Annotated in this window: 25 protein-coding genes; 6 read left to right on the top strand and 19 right to left on the bottom strand. The window is 62.2% G+C overall.

The annotated features are described in order from the left end of the window. Positions 1 to 33 precede the first annotated feature (33 nt). From JQ600_RS34100 to JQ600_RS34075, 6 genes are all read right to left on the bottom strand, one after another. The gene (locus tag JQ600_RS34100; RefSeq protein ID WP_212387489.1) at positions 34 to 639 is read right to left on the bottom strand and encodes a TetR/AcrR family transcriptional regulator; all 606 of its coding nucleotides are present in this window, start codon (positions 637 to 639) and stop codon (positions 34 to 36) included. 18 nt (positions 640 to 657) lie between these two features. Further along, positions 658 to 3,810, bottom strand: a complete 3,153-nt coding sequence (locus JQ600_RS34095; RefSeq protein ID WP_212387486.1) for an efflux RND transporter permease subunit — start codon at positions 3,808 to 3,810, stop codon at positions 658 to 660. Between the two features lie 38 nt (positions 3,811 to 3,848). Next, positions 3,849 to 4,955: an efflux RND transporter periplasmic adaptor subunit gene (locus JQ600_RS34090; protein ID WP_212387484.1), complete on the bottom strand. Its 1,107-nt coding sequence runs from the start codon at positions 4,953 to 4,955 to the stop codon at positions 3,849 to 3,851. A gap of 156 nt (positions 4,956 to 5,111) precedes the next feature. Further along, the gene (locus JQ600_RS34085) at positions 5,112 to 6,446 is read right to left on the bottom strand and encodes an MFS transporter (protein ID WP_212387481.1); all 1,335 of its coding nucleotides are present in this window, start codon (positions 6,444 to 6,446) and stop codon (positions 5,112 to 5,114) included. Between the two features lie 131 nt (positions 6,447 to 6,577). Next, a complete protein-coding gene (locus JQ600_RS34080) occupies positions 6,578 to 7,747 on the bottom strand; it encodes a winged helix-turn-helix domain-containing protein (RefSeq protein ID WP_212387478.1) in 1,170 nt (389 codons plus the stop codon). 57 nt (positions 7,748 to 7,804) lie between these two features. Beyond that, complete coding sequence (locus JQ600_RS34075; RefSeq protein WP_212262649.1) at positions 7,805 to 8,035, bottom strand: hypothetical protein; 231 nt, start codon at positions 8,033 to 8,035, stop codon at positions 7,805 to 7,807. 505 nt (positions 8,036 to 8,540) lie between these two features. Here JQ600_RS34075 and JQ600_RS34070 point away from each other — a divergent pair. Next, positions 8,541 to 9,170 (top strand): OmpA family protein, encoded by a 630-nt coding sequence (locus JQ600_RS34070; protein WP_212387476.1) that lies wholly within the window; start codon positions 8,541 to 8,543, stop codon positions 9,168 to 9,170. Between the two features lie 213 nt (positions 9,171 to 9,383). Here the strand turns inward: JQ600_RS34070 and JQ600_RS34065 are convergent, their stop codons facing one another. After that, entirely contained in the window at positions 9,384 to 10,592 is a 1,209-nt protein-coding gene (locus tag JQ600_RS34065; protein ID WP_212387884.1) for a phospholipid carrier-dependent glycosyltransferase, read from the bottom strand. 284 nt (positions 10,593 to 10,876) lie between these two features. Here JQ600_RS34065 and JQ600_RS34060 point away from each other — a divergent pair, with 284 nt between their 5' ends. Both JQ600_RS34060 and JQ600_RS34055 read left to right on the top strand, forming a co-directional pair. Then, positions 10,877 to 11,599 (top strand): FecR domain-containing protein, encoded by a 723-nt coding sequence (locus JQ600_RS34060; protein WP_212262655.1) that lies wholly within the window; start codon positions 10,877 to 10,879, stop codon positions 11,597 to 11,599. 1 nt (position 11,600) lies between these two features. After that, positions 11,601 to 12,779 (top strand): hypothetical protein, encoded by a 1,179-nt coding sequence (locus JQ600_RS34055; RefSeq protein ID WP_212262657.1) that lies wholly within the window; start codon positions 11,601 to 11,603, stop codon positions 12,777 to 12,779. Between the two features lie 123 nt (positions 12,780 to 12,902). On the opposite strand, the gene JQ600_RS34050 is transcribed toward JQ600_RS34055, so the two are convergent. Both JQ600_RS34050 and JQ600_RS34045 read right to left on the bottom strand, forming a co-directional pair. Continuing rightward, entirely contained in the window at positions 12,903 to 13,334 is a 432-nt protein-coding gene (locus JQ600_RS34050; RefSeq protein ID WP_212262661.1) for a VOC family protein, read from the bottom strand. Between the two features lie 212 nt (positions 13,335 to 13,546). Then, entirely contained in the window at positions 13,547 to 14,080 is a 534-nt protein-coding gene (locus JQ600_RS34045; RefSeq protein WP_212387474.1) for a cupin domain-containing protein, read from the bottom strand. A gap of 133 nt (positions 14,081 to 14,213) precedes the next feature. Here JQ600_RS34045 and JQ600_RS34040 point away from each other — a divergent pair, with 133 nt between their 5' ends. Continuing rightward, the gene (locus JQ600_RS34040; protein ID WP_212262665.1) at positions 14,214 to 14,429 is read left to right on the top strand and encodes a CsbD family protein; all 216 of its coding nucleotides are present in this window, start codon (positions 14,214 to 14,216) and stop codon (positions 14,427 to 14,429) included. A gap of 91 nt (positions 14,430 to 14,520) precedes the next feature. On the opposite strand, the gene JQ600_RS34035 is transcribed toward JQ600_RS34040, so the two are convergent. The 7 genes from JQ600_RS34035 to ggt form a co-directional block, all read right to left on the bottom strand. Next, complete coding sequence (locus JQ600_RS34035) at positions 14,521 to 14,979, bottom strand: FKBP-type peptidyl-prolyl cis-trans isomerase (RefSeq protein ID WP_211997718.1); 459 nt, start codon at positions 14,977 to 14,979, stop codon at positions 14,521 to 14,523. 108 nt (positions 14,980 to 15,087) lie between these two features. Then, a complete protein-coding gene (locus JQ600_RS34030) occupies positions 15,088 to 15,423 on the bottom strand; it encodes a low affinity iron permease family protein (protein WP_212387472.1) in 336 nt (111 codons plus the stop codon). An 8-nt stretch (positions 15,424 to 15,431) separates the two neighbouring features. Beyond that, positions 15,432 to 17,567 (bottom strand): catalase, encoded by a 2,136-nt coding sequence (locus tag JQ600_RS34025; RefSeq protein ID WP_212387470.1) that lies wholly within the window; start codon positions 17,565 to 17,567, stop codon positions 15,432 to 15,434. Between the two features lie 203 nt (positions 17,568 to 17,770). Next, entirely contained in the window at positions 17,771 to 18,733 is a 963-nt protein-coding gene (locus JQ600_RS34020) for a hypothetical protein (RefSeq protein WP_312017273.1), read from the bottom strand. Positions 18,734 to 18,823: 90 nt separating this feature from the next. Further along, entirely contained in the window at positions 18,824 to 19,303 is a 480-nt protein-coding gene (locus JQ600_RS34015) for a low affinity iron permease family protein (protein WP_212490326.1), read from the bottom strand. 332 nt (positions 19,304 to 19,635) lie between these two features. Beyond that, entirely contained in the window at positions 19,636 to 20,883 is a 1,248-nt protein-coding gene (locus JQ600_RS34010) for an NAD(P)/FAD-dependent oxidoreductase (RefSeq protein WP_409363285.1), read from the bottom strand. A 232-nt stretch (positions 20,884 to 21,115) separates the two neighbouring features. Continuing rightward, the gene (ggt, locus tag JQ600_RS34005; protein ID WP_212387466.1) at positions 21,116 to 22,702 is read right to left on the bottom strand and encodes a gamma-glutamyltransferase; all 1,587 of its coding nucleotides are present in this window, start codon (positions 22,700 to 22,702) and stop codon (positions 21,116 to 21,118) included. Between the two features lie 201 nt (positions 22,703 to 22,903). Here ggt and JQ600_RS34000 point away from each other — a divergent pair, with 201 nt between their 5' ends. Beyond that, the gene (locus tag JQ600_RS34000; RefSeq protein WP_212387464.1) at positions 22,904 to 23,656 is read left to right on the top strand and encodes a rhodanese-related sulfurtransferase; all 753 of its coding nucleotides are present in this window, start codon (positions 22,904 to 22,906) and stop codon (positions 23,654 to 23,656) included. Beyond that, positions 23,649 to 23,864, top strand: a complete 216-nt coding sequence (locus tag JQ600_RS33995; protein ID WP_212262684.1) for a SlyX family protein — start codon at positions 23,649 to 23,651, stop codon at positions 23,862 to 23,864. The genes JQ600_RS34000 and JQ600_RS33995 overlap by 8 nt, the downstream gene beginning before the upstream one ends. Positions 23,865 to 23,918: 54 nt before the next feature. On the opposite strand, the gene JQ600_RS33990 is transcribed toward JQ600_RS33995, so the two are convergent. The 3 genes from JQ600_RS33990 to JQ600_RS33985 form a co-directional block, all read right to left on the bottom strand. Continuing rightward, positions 23,919 to 24,185 carry a hypothetical protein gene (locus tag JQ600_RS33990; RefSeq protein ID WP_192738391.1) on the bottom strand — a complete coding sequence of 89 codons (267 nt, stop codon included), beginning with the start codon at positions 24,183 to 24,185 and terminating at the stop codon, positions 23,919 to 23,921. Positions 24,186 to 24,283: 98 nt separating this feature from the next. Continuing rightward, positions 24,284 to 24,418: a hypothetical protein gene (locus tag JQ600_RS37335; RefSeq protein ID WP_283814686.1), complete on the bottom strand. Its 135-nt coding sequence runs from the start codon at positions 24,416 to 24,418 to the stop codon at positions 24,284 to 24,286. 21 nt (positions 24,419 to 24,439) lie between these two features. Further along, positions 24,440 to 24,661 (bottom strand): hypothetical protein, encoded by a 222-nt coding sequence (locus JQ600_RS33985; RefSeq protein WP_212262686.1) that lies wholly within the window; start codon positions 24,659 to 24,661, stop codon positions 24,440 to 24,442. Positions 24,662 to 24,728 lie beyond the last annotated feature (67 nt).

Below are 24,728 nucleotides of genomic sequence, written 5' to 3'. Positions count from 1 at the left end.
TGCGCCTTTGCCCACCCTACGTCGGAAATCCGGCTATTTCGCCTGCCGCGGCTCCAGCGCGCGGAACAGGAAATCGATCATCTGGTCGATTGTGGCGGTAGGCTTGTTGACGGCCTGCGCGATCATCTGCGGGTGGAAAAAGCGGATCATGCCGGTGCAGGTGCAGAGCGCGGCCAGCGGCAAGTCGGGGGCCTCGAACTCGCCGGACGCCACGCCCTGCCCGATCACCTCGCCGATCATGCCGGTGACGCACTCGATATGGGCGACGCAGACGTCCCAGTCTTCCTCCATCGCGATCGCGACCATCTCATGCAGCTTGTTATCGCCAACATAGCGCTCCGAGTTCATGCGATTGACGGTCGTGAGCAGCTCACGCAGCCGCTGCTTGGCCGGACCGGGTTTCGCCACGATCCGCCGCGCCTCGGTCTCGACCTCGCCCATCAGGGTGCGCGCCACGCCTTCGTGGATCGACTTCTTCGAATCGAAGAAACGATAGACGTTGGCCGGGCTCATGCGCAGTTCTTTGGCGATGTCGGCGACCGTCGTCTTCTGGTAGCCGAGCTGCCGGAACAGACGCTCCGCCACCACGAGAATACGTTCCCGCGTGTCGGTTTCCACATTTTCAGCAATCAGCGTCATGTCAGAACCAATGTTCAATTATTCTGCCGCGTCGGCAAGCGGAAATGCGAGTGGAGACGTGCTCAGCTCCTTGGCGGCATGTTGCGGCGCAAGATCGGGCTGCTTGGCTTGGCCGCTTTCTTCCAGGCTCTTGCGGAACCAGAGCGCGTAGAGGCCCGGCAGGTACAGCAAGGTCAGGAAGGTTGCAACGAACAAACCGCCCATGATGGTGATCGCCATCGGACCCCAGAAGGCCGAACGCGACAGCGGAATCATGGCCAGGATCGCGGCCAGCGCCGTCAGGATCACCGGCCGGGCACGCCGCACGGTGGCTTCGACGATGGCTTCCTTGCGCGTCATGCCATGGGAAACGTCGGTCTCGATCTGGTCGACCAGAATGACCGCGTTGCGCATGATCATGCCGGCCAGCGCGATCAGCCCGAGCAGCGCCACGAAGCCGAACGGCTGGCCCGCGATGTTGAGGCCGAGCGAGGCGCCGACGATGCCGAGCGGCGCCGTCAAGAACACCAGGATCAGGCGCGAGAAGCTCTGCAGCTGGATCATCAGCAGCGTCAGCATCACCAGCGCCATCAGCGGAAACAGCACGGCGATCGAGGCGTTGCCCTTGGCGGATTCCTCGAACGCACCGCCCGGCTCGATCCGGTAGGCCGGCTCGAGGCTATCGCGGATCTGCTGCAGTTTCGGCCAGATCTGGTTGGTGACGTCGGGCGCCTGAACGCCGTCGGCGACGTCGGTACGCACGGTGATCGCCATGTCGCGGTTACGCCGCCACAGGATCGGTTCCTCATGGGCATATTCGATTTTTGCAATTTGCTGCAACGGCACGGCTACCCCATTACGTGACGTCACGGTGAGGTCGCCGACATGGCCGAGATCGAGCCGCTCGGAGGGCACGGCGCGGGCGACCACGCCGACCTTCTCGATGCCGTCGCGGATGGTCGTCACCGGCGCACCCGAGATCAGCATGCTGAGTGCCTGCGAGACGTCCTGCGGGGTAAGACCCAGCGCACGGGCACGGTCCTGATCGACCACGAGCTTGAGGTAGGGCGACTGCTCGTTCCAGTCGAGCTGCGGCTCGAGGGCATTGGGATTCTGCCGCATCACGTCACGCACCTGATAGGCGATGTCGCGGACCTTGTTGGGGTCGGGGCCGATCACGCGGAACTGGACCGGGAAGCCGACCGGCGGGCCGAAATTGAAGCGGTCGATGCGCACACGCGCCTCGGAGAGGTCGCCGCCGGCGACCGCCTTCTCCAGCCGCGCCTTGATGCGCTCGCGGGCGTCGACGTCCTTGGAGACGATCACGATCTCGGCGAAGGCCTCGTTCGGCAGTTGCGGGTTAAGGCCGAGCCAGAACCGCGGCGAACCCTGGCCGACATAAGAGGTGTAGGTCGCGATGTCCTTGTCGTCCTTGAGCAGCGCCTCGGCCTTCTTCACCGACTTTTCGGTGACGTTGAAGGCGGTGCCTTCGGGCAGGCGCAACTGCAGGAACAGTTCGGGGCGTTCCGACAGCGGGAAGAACTGCTGCTGGACGTTGCCGAAGCCGACGATCGAGAGCGCGAACACGCCGACCGTCGCCACCACCACCTTGATGCGGTGGTCGACGCACCACTGCACCATGCTGCGCAGGATGCGGTAGACGCGCGTTTCATAGACCGCGTGCGGATCGTGGTTGTGGTGGACCTTGATATTCGGCAGCAGCTTGACGCCGATATAGGGCGTGAAGATCACCGCGACGAACCAGGACGCCACCAGCGAAATCGCCACGATCCAGAAAATGCCGCCGGCATATTCGCCGACCGCGGAATTGGCAAAGCCGATGGGGAGGAAGCCAGCGGCCGTGACCAGCGTTCCCGTGAGCATCGGAAACGCAGTCGATTCCCAGGCAAAGGAGGCCGCGCGAACGCGGTCCCAGCCCTGCTCCATCTTCACCACCATCATCTCAACCGCGATGATGGCGTCGTCGACGAGCAGGCCGAGCGCGATGATCAGCGCGCCCAATGTAATACGGTGCAGATCGATCGACATCGCGTTCATGACGATGAAGACGATCGCCAGCACCAGCGGCACCGACATCGCCACCACGATGCCGGTTCGCCAGCCAAGCGCCAGGAACGAGACGAACAGCACGATCGCCAGCGCTTCGACGAAGGAGTGCACGAACTCGCCGACCGCGCGCTCGACCACCTTGGGCTGGTCGGCGATCTGCTCGACATTGATGCCCTGCGGCACCGCCTTCATGAAGTCATTGCTCGCGTTCTCGACTTCCTTGCCGAGCTCGAGGATGTTGGCGCCTTTGGCGGTGACCACGCCGATACCGAGCGCGGGCTTGCCTTCCTGGCGCGCCTTGAAGGTCGGCGGATCGACGAAGCCGTGGGTGACGGTGGCGATATCGCCCAGGCGGAATATGCGGCCGTTGCTCTCGACCGGCGTCTCGGCAACCGCCTTGGCGCCGTCGAGCGCGCCGGTGACGCGCAGCGGCACGCGCTGCGAGGAAGTTTCCACCGTGCCGGCCGGCGTGACGTTGTTCTGCTTGGCCAGCGAATCGAACAGCGCCTGCGGCGTGACGCCGATCGTCGCCAGCTTGGCGTGCGAGAATTCGACGAAGATGCGCTCGTCCTGGGCGCCGTAGAGATTGACCTTGGTGACGCCGGGTACCTTCAGCAGCCGCTGGCGCATGCCCTCGGCGGCCTTCTTAAGCTGCGCGTAATCGGCGCCGTCGCCGGTCATCATATAGAGGATGGAATCGACGTCGCTGAATTCGTCATTGACGTTGGGGCCGAGCAGGCCCGCCGGCAACTGGCCCTGCACGTCGGCGAGCTTCTTGCGGAGCAAATAGAACAGATACGGCACTTGCGCCGGCGGCGTCGAATCCTTGAACGTGACCTGCATCGCGGTGAACGCGGGCTTGGAATAGGTCTGTACCTTCTCGAAGTAAGGCAGCTCCTGCAGCTTCTTCTCGATGGGATCGGCGACCTGGGTCTGCATCTCCTGCGCCGTGGCGCCCGGCCAGATCGCCGAGACGTTGACCACCTTCACGGTGAAGAACGGATCCTCGGCGCGGCCAAGCCGCTCGTAGGAGAAGAAGCCGGCCACACCCAGCGCGATCATCAGGAACAGGATCAGCGTCGGATGGCTTACCGCCCAGCCCGAAAGATTGAAGCGCTTCATGTCACTCTCCAACGTTTTCCGTTGCTACCGACCGCGGATCAGAACGACAGCGACGAGACGACCCTGACCTTCTGGGCCGGATCGAGCTTCTGCACGCCGAGCGCCACAACCTTGGCGCCTTCAGGCACGCCGCCGGTGATGACGACGGAATTGCTCTCGTAGGATTTCACGACGACCGGCTTCAGCGTCACGGCGCCGGCATCGTCCACGATGTAGAGCGAGGGATTGCCGCCCTGGCTGTACAGCGCCGACAGCGGCAGCTTCGCGACGTTCTCGGTGGCGGGATCGGACAGCGTCAACGTTGCGGTCATGCCGAGCGAAACGCTGTCGCCGGCGCCGGGCAGCGAGAACTTTGCCAGATAGGTGCGCGTTGCCGGATCCGCCGTCGGCGCGATCTCGCGCAACTTCGCAACGTATTTCTTGTTGGCGTCAGACCACAGCGTGACGGAGGCGGCGCCATCCTTGGCGCGGCCCACCAGAGTCTCCGGGATCGCGACCACGGCTTCCTTTTCGGCAAAGCGCGCGACGCGGACCGCGGTCTGGCCGGAGGCGACGACCTGGCCGGCGTCGATCAGGGTCGCGGTGACGACGCCGCGGGTATCGGCGACCAGCGTCGCATAAGAAAGAGAGTTCTTGGTCAGTTCGACCGAACGTTCGGCGCGATAGAAGCGCGCCCGGGCCTCATCGGCGGCGGCGCGGCTCTGATCCATTTGCGCGTCCGTGGTCCAGCCCTTGGCGCGCAGATCCTTGGCGCGCTGCTCGGACGCGGAGGCCTGCGCCAGCACGCCGGTCGCGGCGCGGTATTCCGCTTCGGACTGCTCGGCCTGCAGCTTCAGATCGACTTCATCGAGGGTGGCGAGCGGCTGGCCGACATCAACGGTCTGGCCGACTTCCACGAGGCGCTTTGCGACCTTGCCCGGGACCCGGAAACCCATGTCGGTCTCGATCCGGGGCCTGATGGTGCCAACGAAGCTACGTTCCGGCGTTTCCGCCTCATAATGCACGGTGGCGACCAGAACCGGACGCCCGGGAGCGGCTTTTTCGGCCGCCTTTTCATTGCAGCCGGTCAGCGCGAACACCGCCAACGCCAGCATCGCGCCGGTCAAGAGCCTGTAATAGCTGGAAAAAATGGATCTGGCGAACATCGAATTCTCCATCGGCTATATGCTGATGAAGATTATTGAGTGTTCACTGACGAATGTCAATATTCGTCAGTGAACACCAATTCGTGAGTTAACGGGGTATTACCGTTGTCGTCCCGGCCTAGTGCGCAATTGCGCACTAGGCCGGGAGGACAGAAACTATTTCCTCTGCCCTGCTGCGCCGAACTCGGTCTTGGTGTCGTGGCCGCCGAGAAACACCAGCAGCCCCGCCGCAAGCGGCAGCAGCGACAGCACCAGCAAGCCGGTCGATGTGCTTCCGGTGGCTTCCTTGACCCAGCCGACCAGATACGGCCCGCCAAAACCCGCGAGGTTGCCGATCGAATTGATCAGCGCGATCGCGCCGGCTGCGGCCGTGCCCGACAGCCACGCCGTCGGCAACGTCCAGAACACCGCGAAGGTACAGAACACGCCGATCGCGGCGATCGTCAGCAGGACCATCGTCGTGACGGGATCGGTGATGTAGCTGGAGGCGCCGAGCGCGACGGCGGTGAGCAGCAGCGGCCCACCGACATGGGCGACGCGTTCGCGCGTGGCGTCGGAGTGCCGCGCCCACAGGGTCATCGCGATGGTGCCGAACAGGAACGGGATCGCGGTGACGAAACCGGTCTGCGCATTGCTGAGGCCGAATGCTTTGACGATCTGCGGCAACCAGAACTGCATGCCGTAGAGCGCACCGACGAAGCCGAAATAGACGACGCTCAGCATGAGCACCTTCGGCGACGACAGCGCCTGCCCGAGCGTCAGGTGCTTTGCCGCCTGCTTGGTCGCGATCTCCGCCTGCAGCTTTGCCGCCAGCCACGCCTTCTGCTCCGATGTGAGCCAATCCGCCTTCTCAGGTTTATCGGTGAGATAGAACCAGGTGACGATGCCGAGCAGCACGGAGGGAATACCCTCGAGAATGAACAGCCACTGCCAACCCTTCAGCCCCATCATGCCGTCGAGCCCGAGCAGCAGGCCCGAGATCGGCGCGCCGATCACGGTCGAGACGGGAACGGCGATCGCAAACGCGGCGAGGAAGCGCGCGCGATACTCCGCCGGATACCAATAGGTCAGATAGAGAATGATGCCGGGAAAGAAGCCGGCTTCGGCGACGCCAAGCAGAAAGCGCAGCACGTAAAAACTCAGTTCGCCACTCACCAGCGCCATCGCCGCCGAGATGATGCCCCAGGTCACCATGATGCGGGCGATCCAGCGGCTGGCGCCGAATTTTTCCAGCGCGAGGTTACTCGGCACCTCGAAGATGAAATAACCGATGAAGAAGATGCCGGCGCCCCAGGCGAAGATCAGCGGCGTGAATTTCAGTTCCGCGTTCATGGTGAGCGCGGCGAAGCCGAGATTGACGCGGTCGAGATAGGAGAAGAAATAGGCCAGGATAAGGAATGGAATGAGCCGCCATGAGATCGTGCGGATGGTCGAGGTTTCGATGTCGCTCCTGGCGCCGCCGGCGGCGACTGACGTGGTGGCAAGGCTCATAAGTTTGTTCCCGGGCCGTTTGTTGCTGTTGCCGGGGTTTTGAGCATTGGCAAAACGGTGTCAATCCGATTTGCGGGAGCAGCGCATCCGCAATCGGATGGGGGCAATGCGCGGGACGCAATGGCTGCGCTTCACTCCGCCAGTTGAAACCGCTCGAAGCGATGCAGTTCCTCCTCGATGCGGCGCTTGTGCTCCTTGCGCGGAGCCTTCGCGGCGCCCTTGCCGACCCAGTTCCATTTCTGCACCAGCAATTTCTTTTCCTTGCGGTCGGTCTTCAGATCGATCGCGGCAACGATGTCTTCGCCGACCAGCACCGGCAGCGCGAAATAGCCGAACAGGCGCTTTTCCCGGGGTACATAGGCCTCGAAACGATGGCCGTAATCGAAGAACAATTCGGTGCGCTTGCGCTGGATGATCAGGGGATCGAACGGCGAGAGGACGTGCACGAGGCCGCCATCGCGCTCGCCTGCGGGTTGCTCCAGCGTCTCTGCCCGCGCCCAATGTTCCTGCTTGCCCGCGCCTTCGAGGGCGATCGCCACCATCTCCTTGCGGCGGACGCGCGCCTCGATCAGGCGGCGGACCGCGGCCTTGCTCGGCGCATCGAGATGGCAGATCGAATCGAGGCTGACGAGTCCCTGCGCGCGCAAGGCGCGGTCGAGCAGATAGGTGGTCGTCTCGAGGATCGATGCCGGCTTCGGCGGCTTGTCCCAGCCGAAATGCCGCGTCATCAGCTCATATGTCTTCAGCATGCCGGTGCGTTCGGAAATGGTGACCGCGCCGGTATAGAACGCCAGCTGCAGCGCGCGCTTCGACGGCTTGCGGCTCGCCCACAGATGCTCCTTCTCGGTCAGCACGTCGTCCTCGATGTCGCGGATGGTCAGCGCGCCGTCGCGCTTGAGCAGCCGCATCACCTTGCGGGTGTCGGCGGGGCTGACGGACGCGAACCATTTATGGCCCTCGCGCTTGTGCAGCTTCATGCCCGGCACGAAGAAGCGAAAATCCTTCGACGGCACATAGGCCAGCGCATGGGTCCAGTATTCGAACACGCTCTTGTCGACGCTCTGGGCCTGCCGCAGGTCCGCGCGCCGATAGTTGGGAATGCGGCTGAAGAGAATGTGGTGGTGGCAGCGCTCGATCACGTTGATGGTGTCGATCTGCACATAGCCGAGATGCTCCACCGCGGCGGCAGTGGCCCCCGGCCCCTCGCCGAACGGGTCAGGCGTATCGAGCCGCTGGGCACGCAGCCAGATTCGCCGGGCCTCGGCCTTGGTCAGGGGGTGGGGTTTTGTCGCGCGGGGCATCGCCCGGCAATGTAATCGGATTCGCTCATCGGAGGAGTCCTGGATTTGGGAGCGAAATCAGCGTTTCGGCCGTTGAGTAACGCTGCCGGTAGCGATATCCGCCTCGCAGGACGCCTTGCCATGGTCCGGGGCGCGGCATTTGTAGACGCTGCCGGTCAGGCGATCGACCAGCCACGCGCTCTCTTCGGTCGGACCGTCGAAGGCGGTATAGCGGGTGCCGAGCGCGTTGATGAACGTCGACAGCAGGATCGCCGCCGCGATCATCGCCGCGCCGATCAAGGTCGGCATTGAACTTGCCGAGCCCGTGAGCTCCGGTGGAACGTTACGATAATTTTGATACTCGCGTTGACGCTTTACCGACTGAAACACCCGCCCGCCTGCTCTTGCTTGCCCAAACCTTTTCTTGGATTTTCTTTTGGGATTTTCTCGTGGAGAATGGTGCTAGGTGCCCATCATGCCGATTTGTTGTTCGCAGATCGGCGCTGACGCGACGGCAATGAGACCAGCAAACAGCAAAGTAGAAGCCGGGAAGCGGCGCGGGTTCGCTGATACCTGCAACACGAGGCAATTGCGCTTTGGATCATCGCGGGCGGCTGGCAAGCGCCCTTTACAGAAGTCGCAGGGAACACAGTGATCTAGATCACACAGAGTAACAGGGTGGACCCAAATCAACGGAAGCCAGCCGCTTTGAACGTGACCTAGATCACATTGGTCGATTTGAACCTGTCTTATCTTCGCAGCATCAAACCGCCAACCAGCCAATATGGCAGGCGTAACAGTGAGGAAGACGACAATGACCCGCTTTAATGGATTTTCCATCCTGACAATCGGCGCCGCGCTGTCGATGACGGCGGGCGTGGCGTTTGCCGGTGAGACCGTCTCGGCAGACAAGATCCTGAACGCGCTGAAGCCGACGTCGGCGACCCGCAGCCTTTCGATGGGCCCGCAGGCCAATACCGCCGCGCAGGCCAAGGAAGCCAGCTTCGTCGATACGCTGCGCAACCGCAAAACCCGCTCGCTCTCGATCGGCGAGCGCCAGGAAATTGCGGAGCTCGCCGCGACCAAGCCGAAGATCGATCTCGAAATCCGCTTCGATTACAACTCGGCCGACATCAGCAAGAGTTCGATGTCGGCGGTGCAGGAACTCGGCAAGGCGCTTTCGGACGCCAGCCTGAAGGGGTCGACCTTCGTGGTTGCCGGTCACACCGATGCGGTCGGCAGCGACGGATACAACCAGGACCTCTCCGAGCGCCGCGCCGATACGATCAAGAAGTTTCTCACCGAGCAATACGGCCTCAACGCCTCCGACCTCGTGACCGTCGGCTACGGCGAGACCCGGCCGAAGGATCCGAACGCACCGATGGACCCGGTCAACCGCCGCGTTCAGGTCGTCAACATGGATACCAAGACCGCGTCGAAGTAAGTTCGCGCGCTTCGATCCGCCTGCCGGAAACGGCAGGCGGATTTTGCGCGCTTGAATGCGGACCAAATCCATCGTCGTCCCGGCGAAGGCCGGGACCCATAACCACCGGCCCATGAAGAGGGCAAGACGTCAGCCATCCCCCGTAACAATTATCGCCGCGGAGTATGGGTCCCGGCCTTCGCCGGGACGACTCGTTGAGAGAATCACGCCGTCCTATATCCAGTTCTGGAAAATCATCAGGCGGTTGAACGTCGCCATCGATGTTTCCACGAACGCGGCCGAGATCGGCAGCATTACAACGAAGCCCGCAAACCCCACCGCGACAAAGGCCCATAGCAGCCAGCGTGGCGTGTTGCCGCGGCGGAGCGCATAGACCAGCACGAAACTCGCGGTGGTCGCGGCCGGCAGATAATAGTAGATGAAGCCGAGCGTTCGCGGCAGCAACGCCCATGCGAGATACGGGCCGACATAAAACGCCAGCACCAGAAACGCATCCGCCCGCCGCGTCACGATCCAGTCGCGCAGGCAAACCAACAGCGCGATCAACGCCGGCCACAGGATCAGGGGATTGCCGAGAAAGACCACCGCCGAGATCCTGTCGTCGCTGACCTTGTCGAACAGATACCAGACCGGGCGCACCAGGAACGGCCAGGACGGCCACGAACTCATATAGGTGTGGCCCGCGATCGCGGTCGTGGTGTTGTCGCTGAAAATCCGCCGTTGCGCCTCGATGATGTCAGGGACCGACAGGCCATAGAGCGGGACGAAGGTCGAGAGATAGGCCAGCGCCGGGATCAGGAGGAAGCAGGCCGCGAAATGCCAGGCCTTGAAACCGGGCCACAGGTCGGGCCGGTACCAGTCGTCTTCATTGCCGTCGGCAAATTGCGTGCGCCAGCTTTGCAACAGGCGAATCACCGCCACGATGACGACGCAGACCACGAGCACGAACAGCCCGCTCCATTTGCAGCCGATCGCAAAACCGCAACACAGCCCGGTCAGCGCGAACCACAGATGCGGCCGCTGCTGCCGGAAGCCGTGCATGAACGCGGCAATGGCGAACAGGCTGAAAGTCAGCGCGAAAATATCCAGCATCGCGATCCGCGATTGCACGAACAGCATCTGATTGAAAAAGGCGAGCAGGCTCGCGGCGATGGCCGGCCCCTGCGCCGCGAACAATGCGAGGCCGCACAGATACACCGCGACAATGGCGAGCGCGCCTGCCAGCACCGCCGGATAACGCCAGCCCAGCGGCACGTCGCCGAAGGTGTGGATTGACAGCGCGATGAACTGCTTGGCCAGCGGCGGATGCATCGGGTTGAGCATCGGCTGCGGCATCACGGGCAGAAGCATCTGCCGCGCCGCCGGCACGTAATGCACTTCGTCAAAGTAGAATTTTTCGGGCGTGGTGATGCCGATCAGCATCGCGAAATGCGCGAAAAAAAACAGGGTACCCGCGATGATGGCGGTGCGCGCAATTGTCTGATCGGGAATAGAAGTTGGTGATTCTGGCACTGTCTTCACGAACTAAATGAAATTGCGGCAGAATTGAGTGTGGGCGGTACAGATTTTTATGTCCATCGCATTGAACGCGATTCGAATCCGACGCCACTAACCGACGGGCTAGTAAGGCGCCGCTTGTGATAATTCTGCCACATCGCTTGCGCGCGCGATCCGGTACGATGTCGGGATAATCGATCGGCTTTGAAATGAAATCGCGTAACTACTCTGTTTTTCTTTTTGTGCTTGGCGCAATCGCGGTGCTGGCGGCAAGTCCGCTTTCAGCACAAACGCGCGTCGGCGAAGCCGCCGTCGTCAAGAACCAGGTTCTCCGTGTTGCCGGATCGGCAACCAGCCAGCTCAATGTCGGGGACGGATTGCTGCGCGACGAAATCGTGCGCACCGGCCTCGACAGCGCCGCGCGGCTGGTGATGTCCGACAGCACCAACCTTTCGCTCGGGCCGAGCGCGTCGCTCAAGCTCGACCGCACCGTGTTCGACGACGAGACCCATTATCGCGACGTCGCGATCCGCCTGACCTCCGGCGCGTTCCGCTTCGTCACCGGCAATTCGGAAAAAGCCGCCTACAAGATCACGACGCCGCTTGCGACCATCGGCGTCCGCGGCACCACGCTCGACATCCTGTCGCAGCGCGGCCAGACCGTCGTCAACTTAAGGGAAGGCCAGGCCTCGGTCTGCACCGTCAGCTTCGAATGCGTCCAGCTCACCAGTCCCGGCGATACCGCTGTCATCACCCTGAGCGGCGGCAAGACCACCATCAAGAAGACCAACAACCCGCCATGGACCTTCGCCAAGACCTGCAGCGCCGCGGCGGGGCTTTGCAGCGCGACGCAATATGCCAACGCCTCGCCGACGGTGACGCCGCCGGTCGATGACGGCAGCGATCCCACCGGCATGCTGTGCGGACGCTGACATGGCAAACCGCATCAAGGGCTTCATCGTATCGGCCGCGCTGACCGCGGGGGTTTTGTTTTGGCTGGCGCCGATGCAGGTATCGCCCGCGTCGGCGCAGTCTCTCGACGATTGCACAGAGTGCACCAATCCGAATCCGAACCCGTCCGGCTCTCCCTCGCCGACGCCGACGTATTCACCATCACCAGCACCAACCCCCACATATTCACCGACACCAACGCCCTCGCCATCACCGACCCCCATTGCGTCGCCAACGCCGACACCAACGCCGAGTCCGGGCCCAACCGGCGCGGATTCCAGCGCGGGATCGATCAACGATCTGGCCAAGCAGCGCTTCAACCAGATGATCACCAACCGCGTGCTCGGCACCGTGCTGCTCGGCATCAACGAGCAGGTCAATTGCGGCGATTGCGTCAGCGCCTTCGGTTCGGCAGGGTCGTTCTCGGCCGGCATTCACGGCCGCAAGAACCTGACCGCCAATCTGTCGCTGCTGGCGGGCATCGCCTACACCCATTACAGCGAAGGCGGCTACAGCGTCACGGCGGCCCCGATCGGCGCGTTCGCGCTGCGTTACGATTTCGCCGACTGGGGATCGTCACGGCCGTTCTTCGACATCGGCGCCATCCTGACGCCCTATGAGAAGATACGCTATCGCCGCACCTACGCCACCAGCCTCGGCGCGGTATCGCTGGACAGCCACACCACCGGCGACAATTACGGCGTCTATGGCCGCGCAGGCTGGATCAGCCGGCTGTCGCCGCGCGACGAGGTCGCCGCCTCCGTCGAGGTCTGGCAATTGTGGCAGCGCGTGAAGGGCTATGCCGATCCCGCCGCCGCGTTCAATCCGTTCGACGCCTCGATCGCCGGCGGCACCGACAAGACCAATCTGGTCAAGATCGGCGGACAGTGGACGCATCTGTTCGGCAACAATGTCGAGGCCAATATCAATGGCGGGTTCGTCCAATCGTTCGGCACGCAGTCCGGCATCGTCGCCACCGTGACCGGCAACGGCACCGTGGTGCCGACGATCGGCAACCAGGGCTGGTTCGAATATGGCGGCCGCCTCGGCTTCCGGATCAGCAAGGGCTGGGTCGCCGACCTCTTCGTCAACGGCACCGCTGGCCCGCAGCCGGTCGGCAACACCCTGCATGGCGGCGTCGGCTTGCGGATCACGTATTAGCGAAGAATGTAGGGTGGGCAAAGCGCAAGCGTGCCCACCGTTTGCATTTGTGACTCGCGATAGATGGTGGGCACGGCGCAGTTGCGCCTTTGCCCACCCTACGCATCCCTCAAACCACTAAGATCAGGCGTTGGCCGCAGCCGGTTGCGCTGCATTCGCGGCCGCGACGTCCATCCACATCACTTCCCAGATATGGCCATCGGGATCCTCAAAGCTGCGGCCGTACATGAAGCCGTAATCCTGCTTCGGGCAGGGATCGACGCCGCCGCCCGCCTTCTGCGCCTTTCCGACGACATCGTCGACTTCCGCCCGGCTGTCGGCCGAGACGCAGATCAGAACCTCGCAGGAAGTTTTGGCGTCCGCGATCTTCTTCGGCGAGAACTGCATGAACTTTTCATGGGTCAGCAGCATCGCGTGGATGGTGTCGGAAAACACCATGCAGGACGCGGTGCCGTCGCTGAACTGCTCGTTCATCACGGCGCCGATCGCCTGGTAGAACGCGGTGGCGCGGGCAAGATCGGTGACCGGCAGGTTGACGAAGATCATTTTGGCCATGAATGGGCTCCTTTCGAGGGGTTCGGATAGAGGACGAATGAGCCGGCATCGATCCGACATCGGTTTTGGAGATTTTTTCGGTCCGATTTTCCGTGTCATGACGGGGCTTTGCCAGGACTTCGACAAACTAACTTCGGCAAGCCGATACTGAAATGCCCGGCACGAGGCCGGGCATGACAACTTTAACCGTCATCGCGAGGGGCGACGAGAAGCTACGATTTCTTCTCCGCGGGGTCCCGGTGCACGGGATCCACCCACAGCACGGTCTCCGGCTTTTCGATCGGCTCGATGTCGAGGTTGATCGCGACAGCTTCGCCGTCGCTGCGCACCAGCACGCATTCCAGCACCTCGTCGCGGCTGGCGTTGATCTCCTGGTGCGGCACATAGGGCGGCACAAAGATGAAATCGCCGGGCCCGGCTTCGGCGGTGAACTGCAGCTGCTCGCCCCAGCGCATCCGCGCCTTGCCCTTCACGACATAGATGATGCTTTCGAGATGGCCGTGATGATGCGCGCCGGTCTTGGCGTCGGGGCGGATCGTCACGGTGCCCGCCCATAATTTCTGGGCGCCGACGCGGGCAAAATTGATCGCGGCCTTGCGGTCCATGCCCGCGGTCGACGGCACGTTGGGATCGAGCTGATTGCCGGGAATGACACGGACGCCATCATGCTTCCAGCGATCGGCGTCGTGGCTGTGCGAGTGATCGCCGTGAGAATGATCATGTGGATGGTCGTGAGAACCTGACATCGCGCTGCTTTCCGTAAAATCGTTCGATGGCCAAGCGTACATAAAAACGTGAACAGAAACCAGCGTTTAGAGTGAACCGCTGGCGCATTGGTGCGTTGCTCTATCGAAGTACAAACATCAAAAGGAATGTTCCATGGGTAGCACGGCAGACAAGGTTAAAGGCGCCACCAACGAAGCGATCGGCAAGGCCAAGCAGGGCATCGGCGAAGCCACCGGTTCCGAGCAACTGCAGGGCGAAGGCGTGATCCAGGAAGTCAAGGGCAAGGGCCAGAAGGCGATGGGCGACGCCAAGGAAGCCACCAAGGAAGCCATCGACAAGGCCGCCGCGGCGGCGAACAAGAACCTCTGATCGTGCTGATTGCGTGAAACTGAAAGACCGGTCCTTTGGGACCGGTCTTTTTTTGTTTGCGCCATGGTCCGCAGCAAGCGAGAAGCGGCGGTTACTTCACCGCCAGCAATTCGACATCGAACATCAGCGTCGCGTTGGGCGGAATGACGCCGCCGGCACCGCGCGCGCCGTAGCCCAGCGCGGGCGGAATGATCAGCGTGCGCTTGCCGCCGACCTTCATCGAGGCGACGCCCTCGTCCCAACCCTTGATGACGCGGCCCTGGCCGATCGGAAAATCGAACGGCTCGTTGCGGTCGACCGAAGAGTCGAACTTCTTGCCCTTCTGGCCATTTTCATAGAGCCAGCCGGTGTAGTGCATGACGCAGGTCTGGCCGGGTTTCGGCGAAGCGCCGGTACCGACCGTGCTGTCGATGATCTGCAAGCCTGAAGCTGTGGTCATGGGTTTTCCTGCGGTCTGGGCCGATGCCGGGGCCGGAATAAGGGTTGAAGTAGCAGCCGCCGCCACGGCGGCAAACGCGCTCTGAATGATCGTGCGTCTGGAAGATCGCATCTCGTTACCTTTCTCGATAAGTCGGAACGTGTCTAGCGCACCGGAGCTGATGTTGTCACCCCGCCGGCGCAGGCAAATACGCATGGAATCGGTGCGCATCCGGCGTTGTCAATCGGCATCCTTGCTCACTTCTTTATCCCGATGCCGCTCAATGTCTTCAGGCTCCTGCTCGTCGAGGTGAGTAAGCTCCGACCTTGCATCGCGATCCACGCGCAAAAGCTCATCCAGCTTGGCATGAAGTGCCAGATTATCGCGCCGGTTGGTGCGCTGGATGAACAGCGTCATCATGAAAACCGCCAGTGTGCCGACGGCCTCCCAACCGAAGCTATCCCCAGCAAAGGCGAACCACAGCGCACCGTAGGCGACGACCCCAAGGAAGGCGGCGGGGTGTCCCGCCGCTTGCCCGACGTGGGTTGTCCAATGCTGCTCGGGTACCTTCGCCATCGCTCCTGCTATTTCATCTTGACGCCGGGCTCCCGGCCCCAAACCCGCAATTGACCCAGCTTGCCGACAAAGCCTGCCACGTCCCTTGGCGAAGCCAGCGAAATGAAGCCTTCGTCGATATCGGCCTCGGCGATCCCGGCTTTCCCAAACAGCGGCGCTGCCGCTTCCACGTGACCGATGAACTTGCAATGAGCGAACGCGTCGGCGACGAAATCCCGCGCCGTGGATTCCTGCAGCAGATCGTCCATTGCCGCAGCCGCCGGCAGCAGCGCAACCGCGTCGTACAATACCGAGGGACCGCCATCGATCATCTGATCGGCCTCGATCCAGCTGCCGTCGCCGGCCTTGGCTCCTCCGACTTTCGGGGCGATGATTTCGAACGTGGCGCCTTCCTTGGCGAGCGCCTTCTGCAGCGCTTTCAGCAACGCCGCATCGGTGCCGTCGGTGACGAGAATACCGAGCTTGCGGCCCTCGAACCGTTGCGGCCCGTTTTCGACGATGCTCAGTTTTGGGGACGGATCGAGGTCCTGCCGCGTCGGCAGTGCCGCAGCGGCCGGCTTGGGCATCGCTTTCAGCCCGAGCCCTGTGCCGACCCTGCCGGCCAGCGTCTCGTCGATGTTCAGCAAATGCGACACCATCCGCTCGCGAATGACAGGGGTTTTCACCTTGCTGAGTTCGAAGGTCAGCGCCGCCGCGATATGATGCTGCTCGCCGCGGGTTTGGCTGATCAAGAACTGCCGCGCCTGGCTGTAGTGATCGGCAAAGCTCTCCGCGCGCAGGCGGCGTTTGGCGCCCTGCTCCACGTCCGCAAATGGCACGAAGCCGCGCTGCGCCGACTCGCGCGGTCCTTCGCCGAACGAGTTGGGCTGATAGTTGACGCGACCGACCAGGTTGCGCATCGCCATATGACCATCCTGCTGGAAATGAGCGAACGGACATTTCGGCGCGTTGATCGGAATATGGGTAAAGTTCGGGCCCCCCAGCCGCTTCAACTGGGTGTCGAGATAAGAAAAATTGCGCCCCTGCAGCAGCGGATCGTTGGAGAAGTCGATGCCGGGCGGCACGTTTTGGGTCATGAACGCGACCTGTTCGGTCTCGGCAAAGAAATTATCCGGCATCCGGTCCAGCACCAGACGGCCGACCGGGATCGGCGGCAGCATTTCTTCCGGAATGATCTTGGTGGGATCGAGCACATCGAACTCGAAACGGTCCGCGAAGGCCTGATCGAACAGCTGAAACTGCAGTTCCCATTCCGGAAAATTGCCGGTCTGTATGGCCGTCCAAAGGTCGCGGCGATGGAAATCCGGGTCGGCGCCATTGATCTTCACGGCCTCGTTCCACAACACCGACTGCAGGCCGAGCTTGGGCTTCCAGTGAAATTTGACGAACGTCGACTCGTTCTTCGCGTTGACGAGACGGAATGTATGCACGCCGAACCCTTCCATGAAACGGAACGAGCGCGGGATGGCGCGGTCCGACATCACCCACATGATCATGTGCATGCTTTCGGGGGTGAGGCTGATGAAATCCCAGAAATTGTCGTGGGCGGATTGGGCCTGCGGAAACGCACAGTCCGGCTCTTCCTTCACCGCATGAACGAGGTCCGGAAACTTGATCGCGTCCTGAATGAAGAACACCGGAATGTTGTTGCCGACGATGTCCCAGTTGCCTTCCTGCGTATAAAGCTTGACGGCAAACCCGCGCACATCGCGCGCCAGATCGAACGAGCCCTTTGCGCCCGCCACCGTCGAGAACCGCACAAAGGCCGGCGTTCGCTCGCCGGCGCGCTGAAACAGGTCGGCACGGGTGTATTTCGAAAGCGGCTTGTAGTTCTCGAAGAAGCCGTGTGCGCCGTAGCCGCGGGCATGAACCACCCGCTCCGGAATGCGCTCATGGTCGAAGTGGAATATCTTTTCGCGGAAATGGAAATCTTCGAGCAGCGTTGGTCCGCGGGGGCCGATCCTGAGCGAGTTCTGATCGTCCGACACCGGACCGCCCTGGGCGGTGGTCAGCACCGGCACATCAGCTGTCGCAACCTGATGCAGCTCGCCGCCCTCGCCGCGACTAAGTTTTTGATCGTGAATCGTTACCGACCGGGCGGATATTGCTTTATCGTTGACGGCGGACTTTGAAGATTTGGCCATGAATTTTCCTAGTTAGAAACAATGGCACCAGGCGTCGGTCCATCGAAATGTCGTGGAAGGCAAAAATCCCCCGCGACCGCGGGGGATTTTCGGCTCTGGTTTCAACTACCTATCGCAGCAGCAGGATCAGGATGATCAACGGAATCGGAATTCCGACGAGCCAAAGAAGAATGGGCATGGGACTTTCCTTTCATGTTGCAGAGTTAGCGGTGAGCCGCGCGTCGCCATGTGCCGTCGCGAAGGGCACCGCCTTCGGTCGCAGCAAGGCTAGCGCAGAACGCTCCGATCAAAAGGGAAGCCACGAGCCAGAACGCCAGTTGCGCGGTGGCCTTGCGGGCGGCATCAGCATCTGCCTTGATCTGCGTGACGACATCGTTGACGCGCTTTTCGGCATCGGCCTGGCTCAGGCCCGTTCGCGCAGCAACGACCTTGGCGACGTAAGTTCTGTCAACCGGCTTCAACTCGCCACCGTTGCGAAAACCTGACGTGAACATGCGGGTCATTTCAGCGCGCGGATCCTGCGCATTGCCCGCGCTGGCGGACGCTGGGGAGTCTGCGCGCAGCAGCGCGTCGACGTAACCGTCCATCGGGCCGGACTGACTGGCCGCTGATGTCGCCGCCTGACTTACGCCGGAAGCCGCCCCACCGATCAAGCTGCTTGCCGGCGATGCCAGAAGGATCGCGCCGAGCACGGAAGCGAACGCCCAGGCAATAAAGCCATGCGCAGTGTCACGAAAATAGACCTCATCGGTGTGAACCCCGGTCCATCGCGTCCGCAGGCGACCGGCGATATAGCCGCCGATCGAGGAAGCGAGCATCGCAATGACGATGAGATAAAGGCCCGTTCCGATTTTGAAGGTCGTTGCTGACACACCAGACCCGCTCCAGGGCGACACGACGGAGAGACCCAGACCGATGCCGAACGCCAGCAATACCAGCGTGAGCGCACAACTGACGACGGCGCCAGCAGTAACCGCGGGCCACGAAACGCCGGAGACGGACGGCTCGGCCGTATCGACTCCCGCTTGAATAACGACTGCATCCATAATAGCGCGCTCCCAGCTGACGGCAGATATTTCAAGTGCCGCATTGTTGTTCAGATGCCGCACCAATGTGCTGTGAGAACTTTGGTTCCGGAGCATTGCCTTCTTCTTGCCGAAAGGCATCGGAAGCACCGACTGAACACGACAACGCGCGCACCCTCGGTTTTTTCCGAGGGCGCGTGATCGCTATTGTCTGTGTGACGATGAATCGGCCTAGCCTACCGCGCGATCCGCGGCATCCTTGGCTTTCTTGCCTGTCTTCTTCACGGACTCTTCGCCGGCCTTTTCAGCTTCGGCGCGCCGCTCGCACCTGTCTCGGATTTCCTCAAGCTCGTCGTCGGTGAGATGCTCGATTCCGACAAAGGAATTCTGCGCGGTGCTGACGCGAATGAGTTCGTCCAGCTTGACCTGAATGGCTGCGCTGTCGCGGTTCTGGGAGTTTTGGATCAAGAACACCATCAGGAAGGTGACGATCGTCGTGCCTGTATTGATGACGAGCTGCCATGTGTCTGAATATTGAAACAACGGCCCCGTGATCGCCCAGACCAGAACGACTCCGGTCGCGACCATGAACGCGGAGGCGCGGCCAGCCGCCAGCGACGTCTTGTTCGCGAGATCACCGAAGAAGCGACTGAAACCGCCGTGGTGCTCTACGGATCTGTTTTCCTGCGGATAGGTGTTTTGGCCGGCCATCGACGAAATCTGCTCCTTCAATGCCTGACCGCCCAGCGCGACACGCCGGCAGCGGCGCAGGCTCCGATCCACGGAGCGAAGTCCTGGATCATTTCGACAGCGCCATAAGGTGATTAAGCTGCATCCGGAGCCTCACTGCGGAATTGTCCGTCGCGGGCTCCGGACGCTCGCTACCTAGCGATTCATGAATAGTGCAAGAAGCAAAATGATCGGAAGCGGAATTCCGATTAACCAGAGAAGCGCGCCTTTTCCGAAACCCATGTCAGCCTCCATGTATTGATGACTGCATGGACAACGCGTGGCGCTGAGCCAGGTTCCAATAGTGCAACCGGTCAACCGATCGATCCGCCATCCCGGTCCAGCGCGAAATCGTGCAGCAAGGGCGAACTCGCGCCGGCAATCAAATCGCCGATCATGTGAGCGGCGAGATAACTGAACGTGATCCCATTGCCGCCATAGCCGTAAGCCGCAAAGACGCCCTTGTGTCCCGGCACCGGCCCGATCAGCGGCAGCCCGTCGCGCGTAGTGTCGAACGTGCCGGACCAGCGGAATTCGATTTCGGTGTTCGCGATCGGCCATAGCGCCACGAGCTTTTGTGCGAGAATCCTGGACTTCTCGGGGATCAGGCGGTCGCGCGCCTCCGGCTCGATCACATCCTCGCTGTCCTCGCCGCCGATGATGATCCGCCCTGCCCGCGTCGTGCGCGCATAATGATAATCCTTGCTGTTCTCCCAGATCAACGCGGCGTCTTTCCAGATGTTCTGCGGCTGCGGCGTGGTCGCGATCGCCCAGCTCGATGACACCGCATGCACCGTCGAATTGACGATATCGGGCATCGTATAGCCGGTCGCGAGTATCACCGAACGCGCCTCGATCTCGCGGCCATTGGCCATGGCGACGCCAACTGAGCGGCCGGCGGAGTCGAACGCCACGGCATCACCTTCAAACGAACGGGCGCCCCGCGCAACTGACGCCTTGAGAAGCCCGCGCGCCAGTTGCATCGGATCGGCATCGGCGGCGCCCTTTGATACGATCGCCCCTGCGCGCGCGATTCCAAAAGTATCGAGCAGCCTGGCATGGTCGAGATATTCGCCGGGCAGACCGGCGCGTTGGCGCAGGCGATGCTCTTCGATCAACTCGCCGCCGGTGTCACCGGCCGCCAAATAAAGCGAATCCCTGTCATGCAGATCGCAGGCGATGCCGAGCTGTGCTACCAGCGATTTCAGGCCGGTGACCGCGTTCAGGCTGGCGCGATAGGCGCGCGAGGCGCGCTCGAAACCATAAGCCTCGGTCAGCTCCGTCAGCGAGCGGTCGATTTCCCACAGCAGCATCGAGGTGCTGGCCGCGGTACTGCCGCGACCCGGCAACTCGCGATCGACGATCACGACGTCGAGGCCCTGGCGCGTCAGGCGCTCGGCGACCAGCGATCCGGTGATCCCCGCGCCGACGATCAGCGCATCGCATTTGAGATTCTCGCTGACCTCACGGCGCCCCAGATGTCCGGCCGCCGCAAACCACGGCGATTGTCCGCCGTGCAGATCGGCTTGTTCGGTGTCGTCGGTATCGAGAACGCTGATCACGGACCTCAGTGGGCTGACGCAGGAGACAAACCGGCGCACGTCCGCGCCCATCGCTTAACGAAAGCGATGGGAACTGGTTCCGAGTCGATGAGGTGAGAGGCAGCGGGCGGGCAGCAAACCTGCCCGATCGCTTAGCGCGCTGGTTCTGATTGCATCAGAATCAACGCTCTAAACTTTATTTTGACGCGTTTTCTTCACGCGAACCGGTATCCACTTCGCTGGAAAACGCTCCTTAGTATCCCAGCGCGCAACCATCCTTGCGGGGATCGGAACCGCCGGCCAGCGTGCCCTTGTCCCAGTCGATCCAGATCGCCTGGCCGCCGCCGAGCGGGCCGACCACGCTCGTGGTCTTGTGCCCGATCTTCTTCAGGCCCTCGACGATGTCAGCCGGGATGCTGTCCTCAAGCTGGTAGACGCCCTCGTAGTGCAGGCCGCGCGGCATATCGATCGCTTCCTGCACGTCGCAACCATAGTCGAGCATGTTGGTCAGCACATGGCTCTGGCCCACCGGCTGATACTGCCCGCCCATCACGCCGAACGGCATCACCGCGCGGCCGTTCTTGGTCACGAGGCTCGGGATGATCGTGTGCAGCGGCCGCTTGCCCGGCGCGATGCAATTGGGATGGCCGGGCTGGATCCGGAAACCGCCGGCGCGGTTCTGCAGCAGCACGCCGGTGTTGTTGGAAACGATCGCCGAGCCGAACGAATGCGCGATCGAGTTGATGAACGAGCAGACGTTGCGGTCCTTGTCGACCACGGTGATGTAGACGGTGGACGGATTCATCGGCGGCGCGACGTTGGGCAGGTCGAGCAGTCCGTCCATCCGGATCTTGCTGATGTGCTCCTCGGCGAATTCCTTGGCGAGAATGCCGGCGACATCGACGTGAACCTGCGCGGGGTCGCCGATATATTGCTCGCGCATCATGTAGGCGATGCGCGCGGCCTCGGCCTCGAGATGAAAACGCTCGACGCTCAGCGCGGGATATTTCGTCAGGTCGAAGCGCGAGAGAATGTTGAGCATCACCAGCATGGTGATGCCCGGGCCGTTCGGCGGGCACTGCCAGACGTCGTGGCCTTTATAGATCGTGCCGATCGGCGAAGTCGTCTCGGTAGAGTGGGCTGCGAAATCCTCCAGCGTGTGCAGGCCGCCGATGCCGCGCAGGGTATCGACCATGTCGGCGGCGATCTCGCCGGTATAGAACGCGTCGCGGCCATTCTTGGCGATCGCGCGCAGCGTCTTGCCGAGTTCCGGCTGATGGATCACATCGCCGGCGGAGGCGGGCTTGCCGTGCGGCAACAGATAGCGCGCGGTGTTGGTTCCGTTCTTGAGTTTCTCGAAACCGTTCTTCCAGTCGAACGCGATGCGCGGCGCGACGATGTAGCCTTCTTCGGCGGCCTTGATTGCCGGCTGCAGGAGGGTATCGAAGCCCATCTTGCCGTGATCGCGCAAAATCGTATCCCAGGCGTCGATGGCGCCGGGAATGCTGACGGCGTGGGCCGAGGTCAGCGGCACCGAGTTGATCTTGCGCTCGAGATACCATTCGGCGTTTGCCGCCATCGGCGCGCGGCCGGAGCCATTATAGGCGACAATCTTGCCTTCGCCCTTGGGCTGGATCAGCGCAAAGCAATCGCCGCCGATGCCGGTCGATTGCGGCTCGATGACGCCGAGCAGCGCGCAGGCCGCGACCGCGGCATCCGCGGCGGTGCCGCCCGCGCGCATCACGTCGACCGCCACCAGTGCCGCGGCGGGATGCGAGGTCGCCACCATCGCGTTTTGGGCATGGACCGTGGAGCGGCCGGCGAAATGGAAATTCCTCATCAGGAAAGCTTTCTTTTCAGCGTTTTCTTTGGCCACGCGGGTCATGCGCGGGCTAACCGCGGGTTCTTTGCATATTCATCCCGGGCAGGGCAATGGCTGGTATGCCAGAGATTTGGCCCCGAGGGCAGGCCGGCAAACGCAGGGGCTGGCGGCTGATTTTGCAGGGTTTCCCCCTCCCTGCCCGCCTGATAAACGGTCGCCATGCCCCTCAAGGTCGCCGCCTTCTACCAATTCGCCGCGCTGCCGGATTTCCGGGAGCTGCGCGAGCCCCTGCGCGCGATCTGCGCGGGCCTCGGGCTGAAAGGCAGCGTGCTGCTGGCGCATGAGGGCATCAACGGTACCTTGGCTGGAGACGCCATAGCGATCGACGCCCTGGCCGAGGAGTTGCAAGCAGGCACCCTGTTCGGCGGCCGGCTCGACAACCTCGAACTCAAATTCTCGCACGCCGCCGCGAAGCCGTTTGCGCGGCTGAAGATCCGGCTCAAGAAGGAAATCGTCACGCTCGGCGACGCGATTGCCGATCCGACCCGGCAGGTCGGCACCTATGTGGAGCCGGCCGACTGGAACGCGCTGATATCAGCGCCGGACACGCTCGTGATCGACACCCGCAACGCATTCGAGGTCGCGATGGGGACGTTCGAGGGCGCGGTCGATCCCGGAATCAGGAGTTTTGGACAGTTCAAGGATTTTGCCGCGCGGCAGCTGGATCCCGCAAAACACCGCAAGATCGCGATGTTCTGCACCGGCGGCATTCGCTGCGAAAAGGCCAGCGCCTATTTGCTGGCGCATGGATTTAACGAAGTCTATCACCTCAAAGGCGGCATTCTTCGTTATCTGGAAGGCGTGCCGAAAGAACAAAGCCGCTGGCGCGGCGAATGCTTCGTGTTCGACGAACGGGTCGCGCTCGGCCACGGCCTGGAGGAGCGGCAACCCAATGGTGGCTCCCATGAGTGACACCAACGCGCTCGGCGAGCGCATCGACGCGCTGGAAATGCGGCTGACGTTTCAGGACGTAACCATCGAGACGCTGAACCAGACCATCACCGAACAGTGGAAGCAGATCGACGCGCTCACGCGCCAGCTCGCAGAGCTCAAGGAGCGGCTGCAGGACGCCGAAAGCAGCGTCACCGGTCCGGTCAACGAACGGCCGCCGCATTACTGAAGGCACAAAGAGAAACGGCCTCCGCGCAGGAGGCCGCTTCAAACTCAACGCGGACTAATAGCGCTCGCGCTCGATGATGACCTTGCGGTCAGGATCGTAATCGCGCTTACGCTTGATCACGACGGTCTCGTCGCGATCACGGTACTCACGTTCACGGATCACCTCACGGTCGCGATAGCGGTCACGGTCGACGCGGCCGACGGTGACGCCAGCGCCTCCCGGTCCAACGCCGACGCCGACGCCGACATCCTGCGCACTCACCGGCTGAACGAAGGAAATTCCGGCTACCGCGACGGCAGCCATGACAAGATGCTTGATCATCGCATGTTCCTCTCTGTGAATTTATCTCTGTGAGTTATCTGGGAGCAATTCGCGGTGATATGAATTGTTCCGGCGCCATCACGCGCGCTGCAATTGCACTACGCGTGCAGGCCGAACCAGATCGCGAGCGCGATCATCATGGCCACGATCGCGGCCCAGACCACAGGCGTGACTTTCTTAGAACTGCCGCTACGCGGCGAGTTGTTGGCGGCATGGTTGAACTCAGTCTTCATCACATCACCTGCCAATAAGTGCTAGCGGAACACCGCGAGCACCTTGTCCCACAGCGTTCCGTTGGCGCGATCGCCGTCATGTTTCGACGGCGCCGGTTGCGCGGCGCTGGCGGGATCGGAGGCCGGAAAACTGCCCTCCAGCCCGGCATCGAGTTTTTCGTGCATTTCCCGATCGGCCAACAGCGCATCACGGGGGTCATCGGCGTGCTTGTCATGCGCCGCGGGATTGAATTTCTCAGCCATGTGGTTCCTCCATTGCCGAGATAACGCCCCCGATCTGCGCCTGTTCCATATCTCGCCTTGGCCAAGC

The sequence above is a fragment of the Bradyrhizobium sp. AUGA SZCCT0176 genome, assembly GCF_018130145.1.
Taxonomy (GTDB): Bacteria; Pseudomonadota; Alphaproteobacteria; order Rhizobiales; family Xanthobacteraceae; genus Bradyrhizobium.
This window is presented reverse-complemented; position numbering and strand designations above follow the sequence as displayed.

Excerpts from the sequence above, each read along its gene's own strand:
- JQ600_RS34100 (WP_212387489.1), bottom strand. The coding sequence starts at position 639 with ATGACGCTGATTGCTGAAAATGTGGAAACCGACACGCGGGAACGTATT.
- JQ600_RS34080 (WP_212387478.1), bottom strand. The coding sequence starts at position 7,747 with ATGCCCCGCGCGACAAAACCCCACCCCCTGACCAAGGCCGAGGCCCGG.
- JQ600_RS33985 (WP_212262686.1), bottom strand. The coding sequence starts at position 24,661 with ATGGCTGAGAAATTCAATCCCGCGGCGCATGACAAGCACGCCGATGAC.
- JQ600_RS34015 (WP_212490326.1), bottom strand. The coding sequence starts at position 19,303 with ATGGCCGGCCAAAACACCTATCCGCAGGAAAACAGATCCGTAGAGCAC.
- ggt (WP_212387466.1), bottom strand. The coding sequence starts at position 22,702 with ATGAGGAATTTCCATTTCGCCGGCCGCTCCACGGTCCATGCCCAAAAC.
- JQ600_RS34040 (WP_212262665.1), top strand. The coding sequence starts at position 14,214 with ATGGGTAGCACGGCAGACAAGGTTAAAGGCGCCACCAACGAAGCGATC.
- JQ600_RS34075 (WP_212262649.1), bottom strand. The coding sequence starts at position 8,035 with ATGCCGACCTTGATCGGCGCGGCGATGATCGCGGCGGCGATCCTGCTG.
- JQ600_RS34020 (WP_312017273.1), bottom strand. The coding sequence starts at position 18,733 with ATGCCTTTCGGCAAGAAGAAGGCAATGCTCCGGAACCAAAGTTCTCAC.
- JQ600_RS34000 (WP_212387464.1), top strand. The coding sequence starts at position 22,904 with ATGCCCCTCAAGGTCGCCGCCTTCTACCAATTCGCCGCGCTGCCGGAT.
- JQ600_RS34035 (WP_211997718.1), bottom strand. The coding sequence starts at position 14,979 with ATGCGATCTTCCAGACGCACGATCATTCAGAGCGCGTTTGCCGCCGTG.
- JQ600_RS34090 (WP_212387484.1), bottom strand. The coding sequence starts at position 4,955 with ATGTTCGCCAGATCCATTTTTTCCAGCTATTACAGGCTCTTGACCGGC.
- JQ600_RS34030 (WP_212387472.1), bottom strand. The coding sequence starts at position 15,423 with ATGGCGAAGGTACCCGAGCAGCATTGGACAACCCACGTCGGGCAAGCG.
- JQ600_RS34050 (WP_212262661.1), bottom strand. The coding sequence starts at position 13,334 with ATGGCCAAAATGATCTTCGTCAACCTGCCGGTCACCGATCTTGCCCGC.
- JQ600_RS34070 (WP_212387476.1), top strand. The coding sequence starts at position 8,541 with ATGACCCGCTTTAATGGATTTTCCATCCTGACAATCGGCGCCGCGCTG.
- JQ600_RS34060 (WP_212262655.1), top strand. The coding sequence starts at position 10,877 with ATGAAATCGCGTAACTACTCTGTTTTTCTTTTTGTGCTTGGCGCAATC.
- JQ600_RS33990 (WP_192738391.1), bottom strand. The coding sequence starts at position 24,185 with ATGATCAAGCATCTTGTCATGGCTGCCGTCGCGGTAGCCGGAATTTCC.
- JQ600_RS37335 (WP_283814686.1), bottom strand. The coding sequence starts at position 24,418 with ATGAAGACTGAGTTCAACCATGCCGCCAACAACTCGCCGCGTAGCGGC.
- JQ600_RS34025 (WP_212387470.1), bottom strand. The coding sequence starts at position 17,567 with ATGGCCAAATCTTCAAAGTCCGCCGTCAACGATAAAGCAATATCCGCC.
- JQ600_RS34095 (WP_212387486.1), bottom strand. The coding sequence starts at position 3,810 with ATGAAGCGCTTCAATCTTTCGGGCTGGGCGGTAAGCCATCCGACGCTG.
- JQ600_RS33995 (WP_212262684.1), top strand. The coding sequence starts at position 23,649 with ATGAGTGACACCAACGCGCTCGGCGAGCGCATCGACGCGCTGGAAATG.
- JQ600_RS34055 (WP_212262657.1), top strand. The coding sequence starts at position 11,601 with ATGGCAAACCGCATCAAGGGCTTCATCGTATCGGCCGCGCTGACCGCG.
- JQ600_RS34065 (WP_212387884.1), bottom strand. The coding sequence starts at position 10,592 with ATGCTGATCGGCATCACCACGCCCGAAAAATTCTACTTTGACGAAGTG.
- JQ600_RS34045 (WP_212387474.1), bottom strand. The coding sequence starts at position 14,080 with ATGTCAGGTTCTCACGACCATCCACATGATCATTCTCACGGCGATCAC.
- JQ600_RS34085 (WP_212387481.1), bottom strand. The coding sequence starts at position 6,446 with ATGAGCCTTGCCACCACGTCAGTCGCCGCCGGCGGCGCCAGGAGCGAC.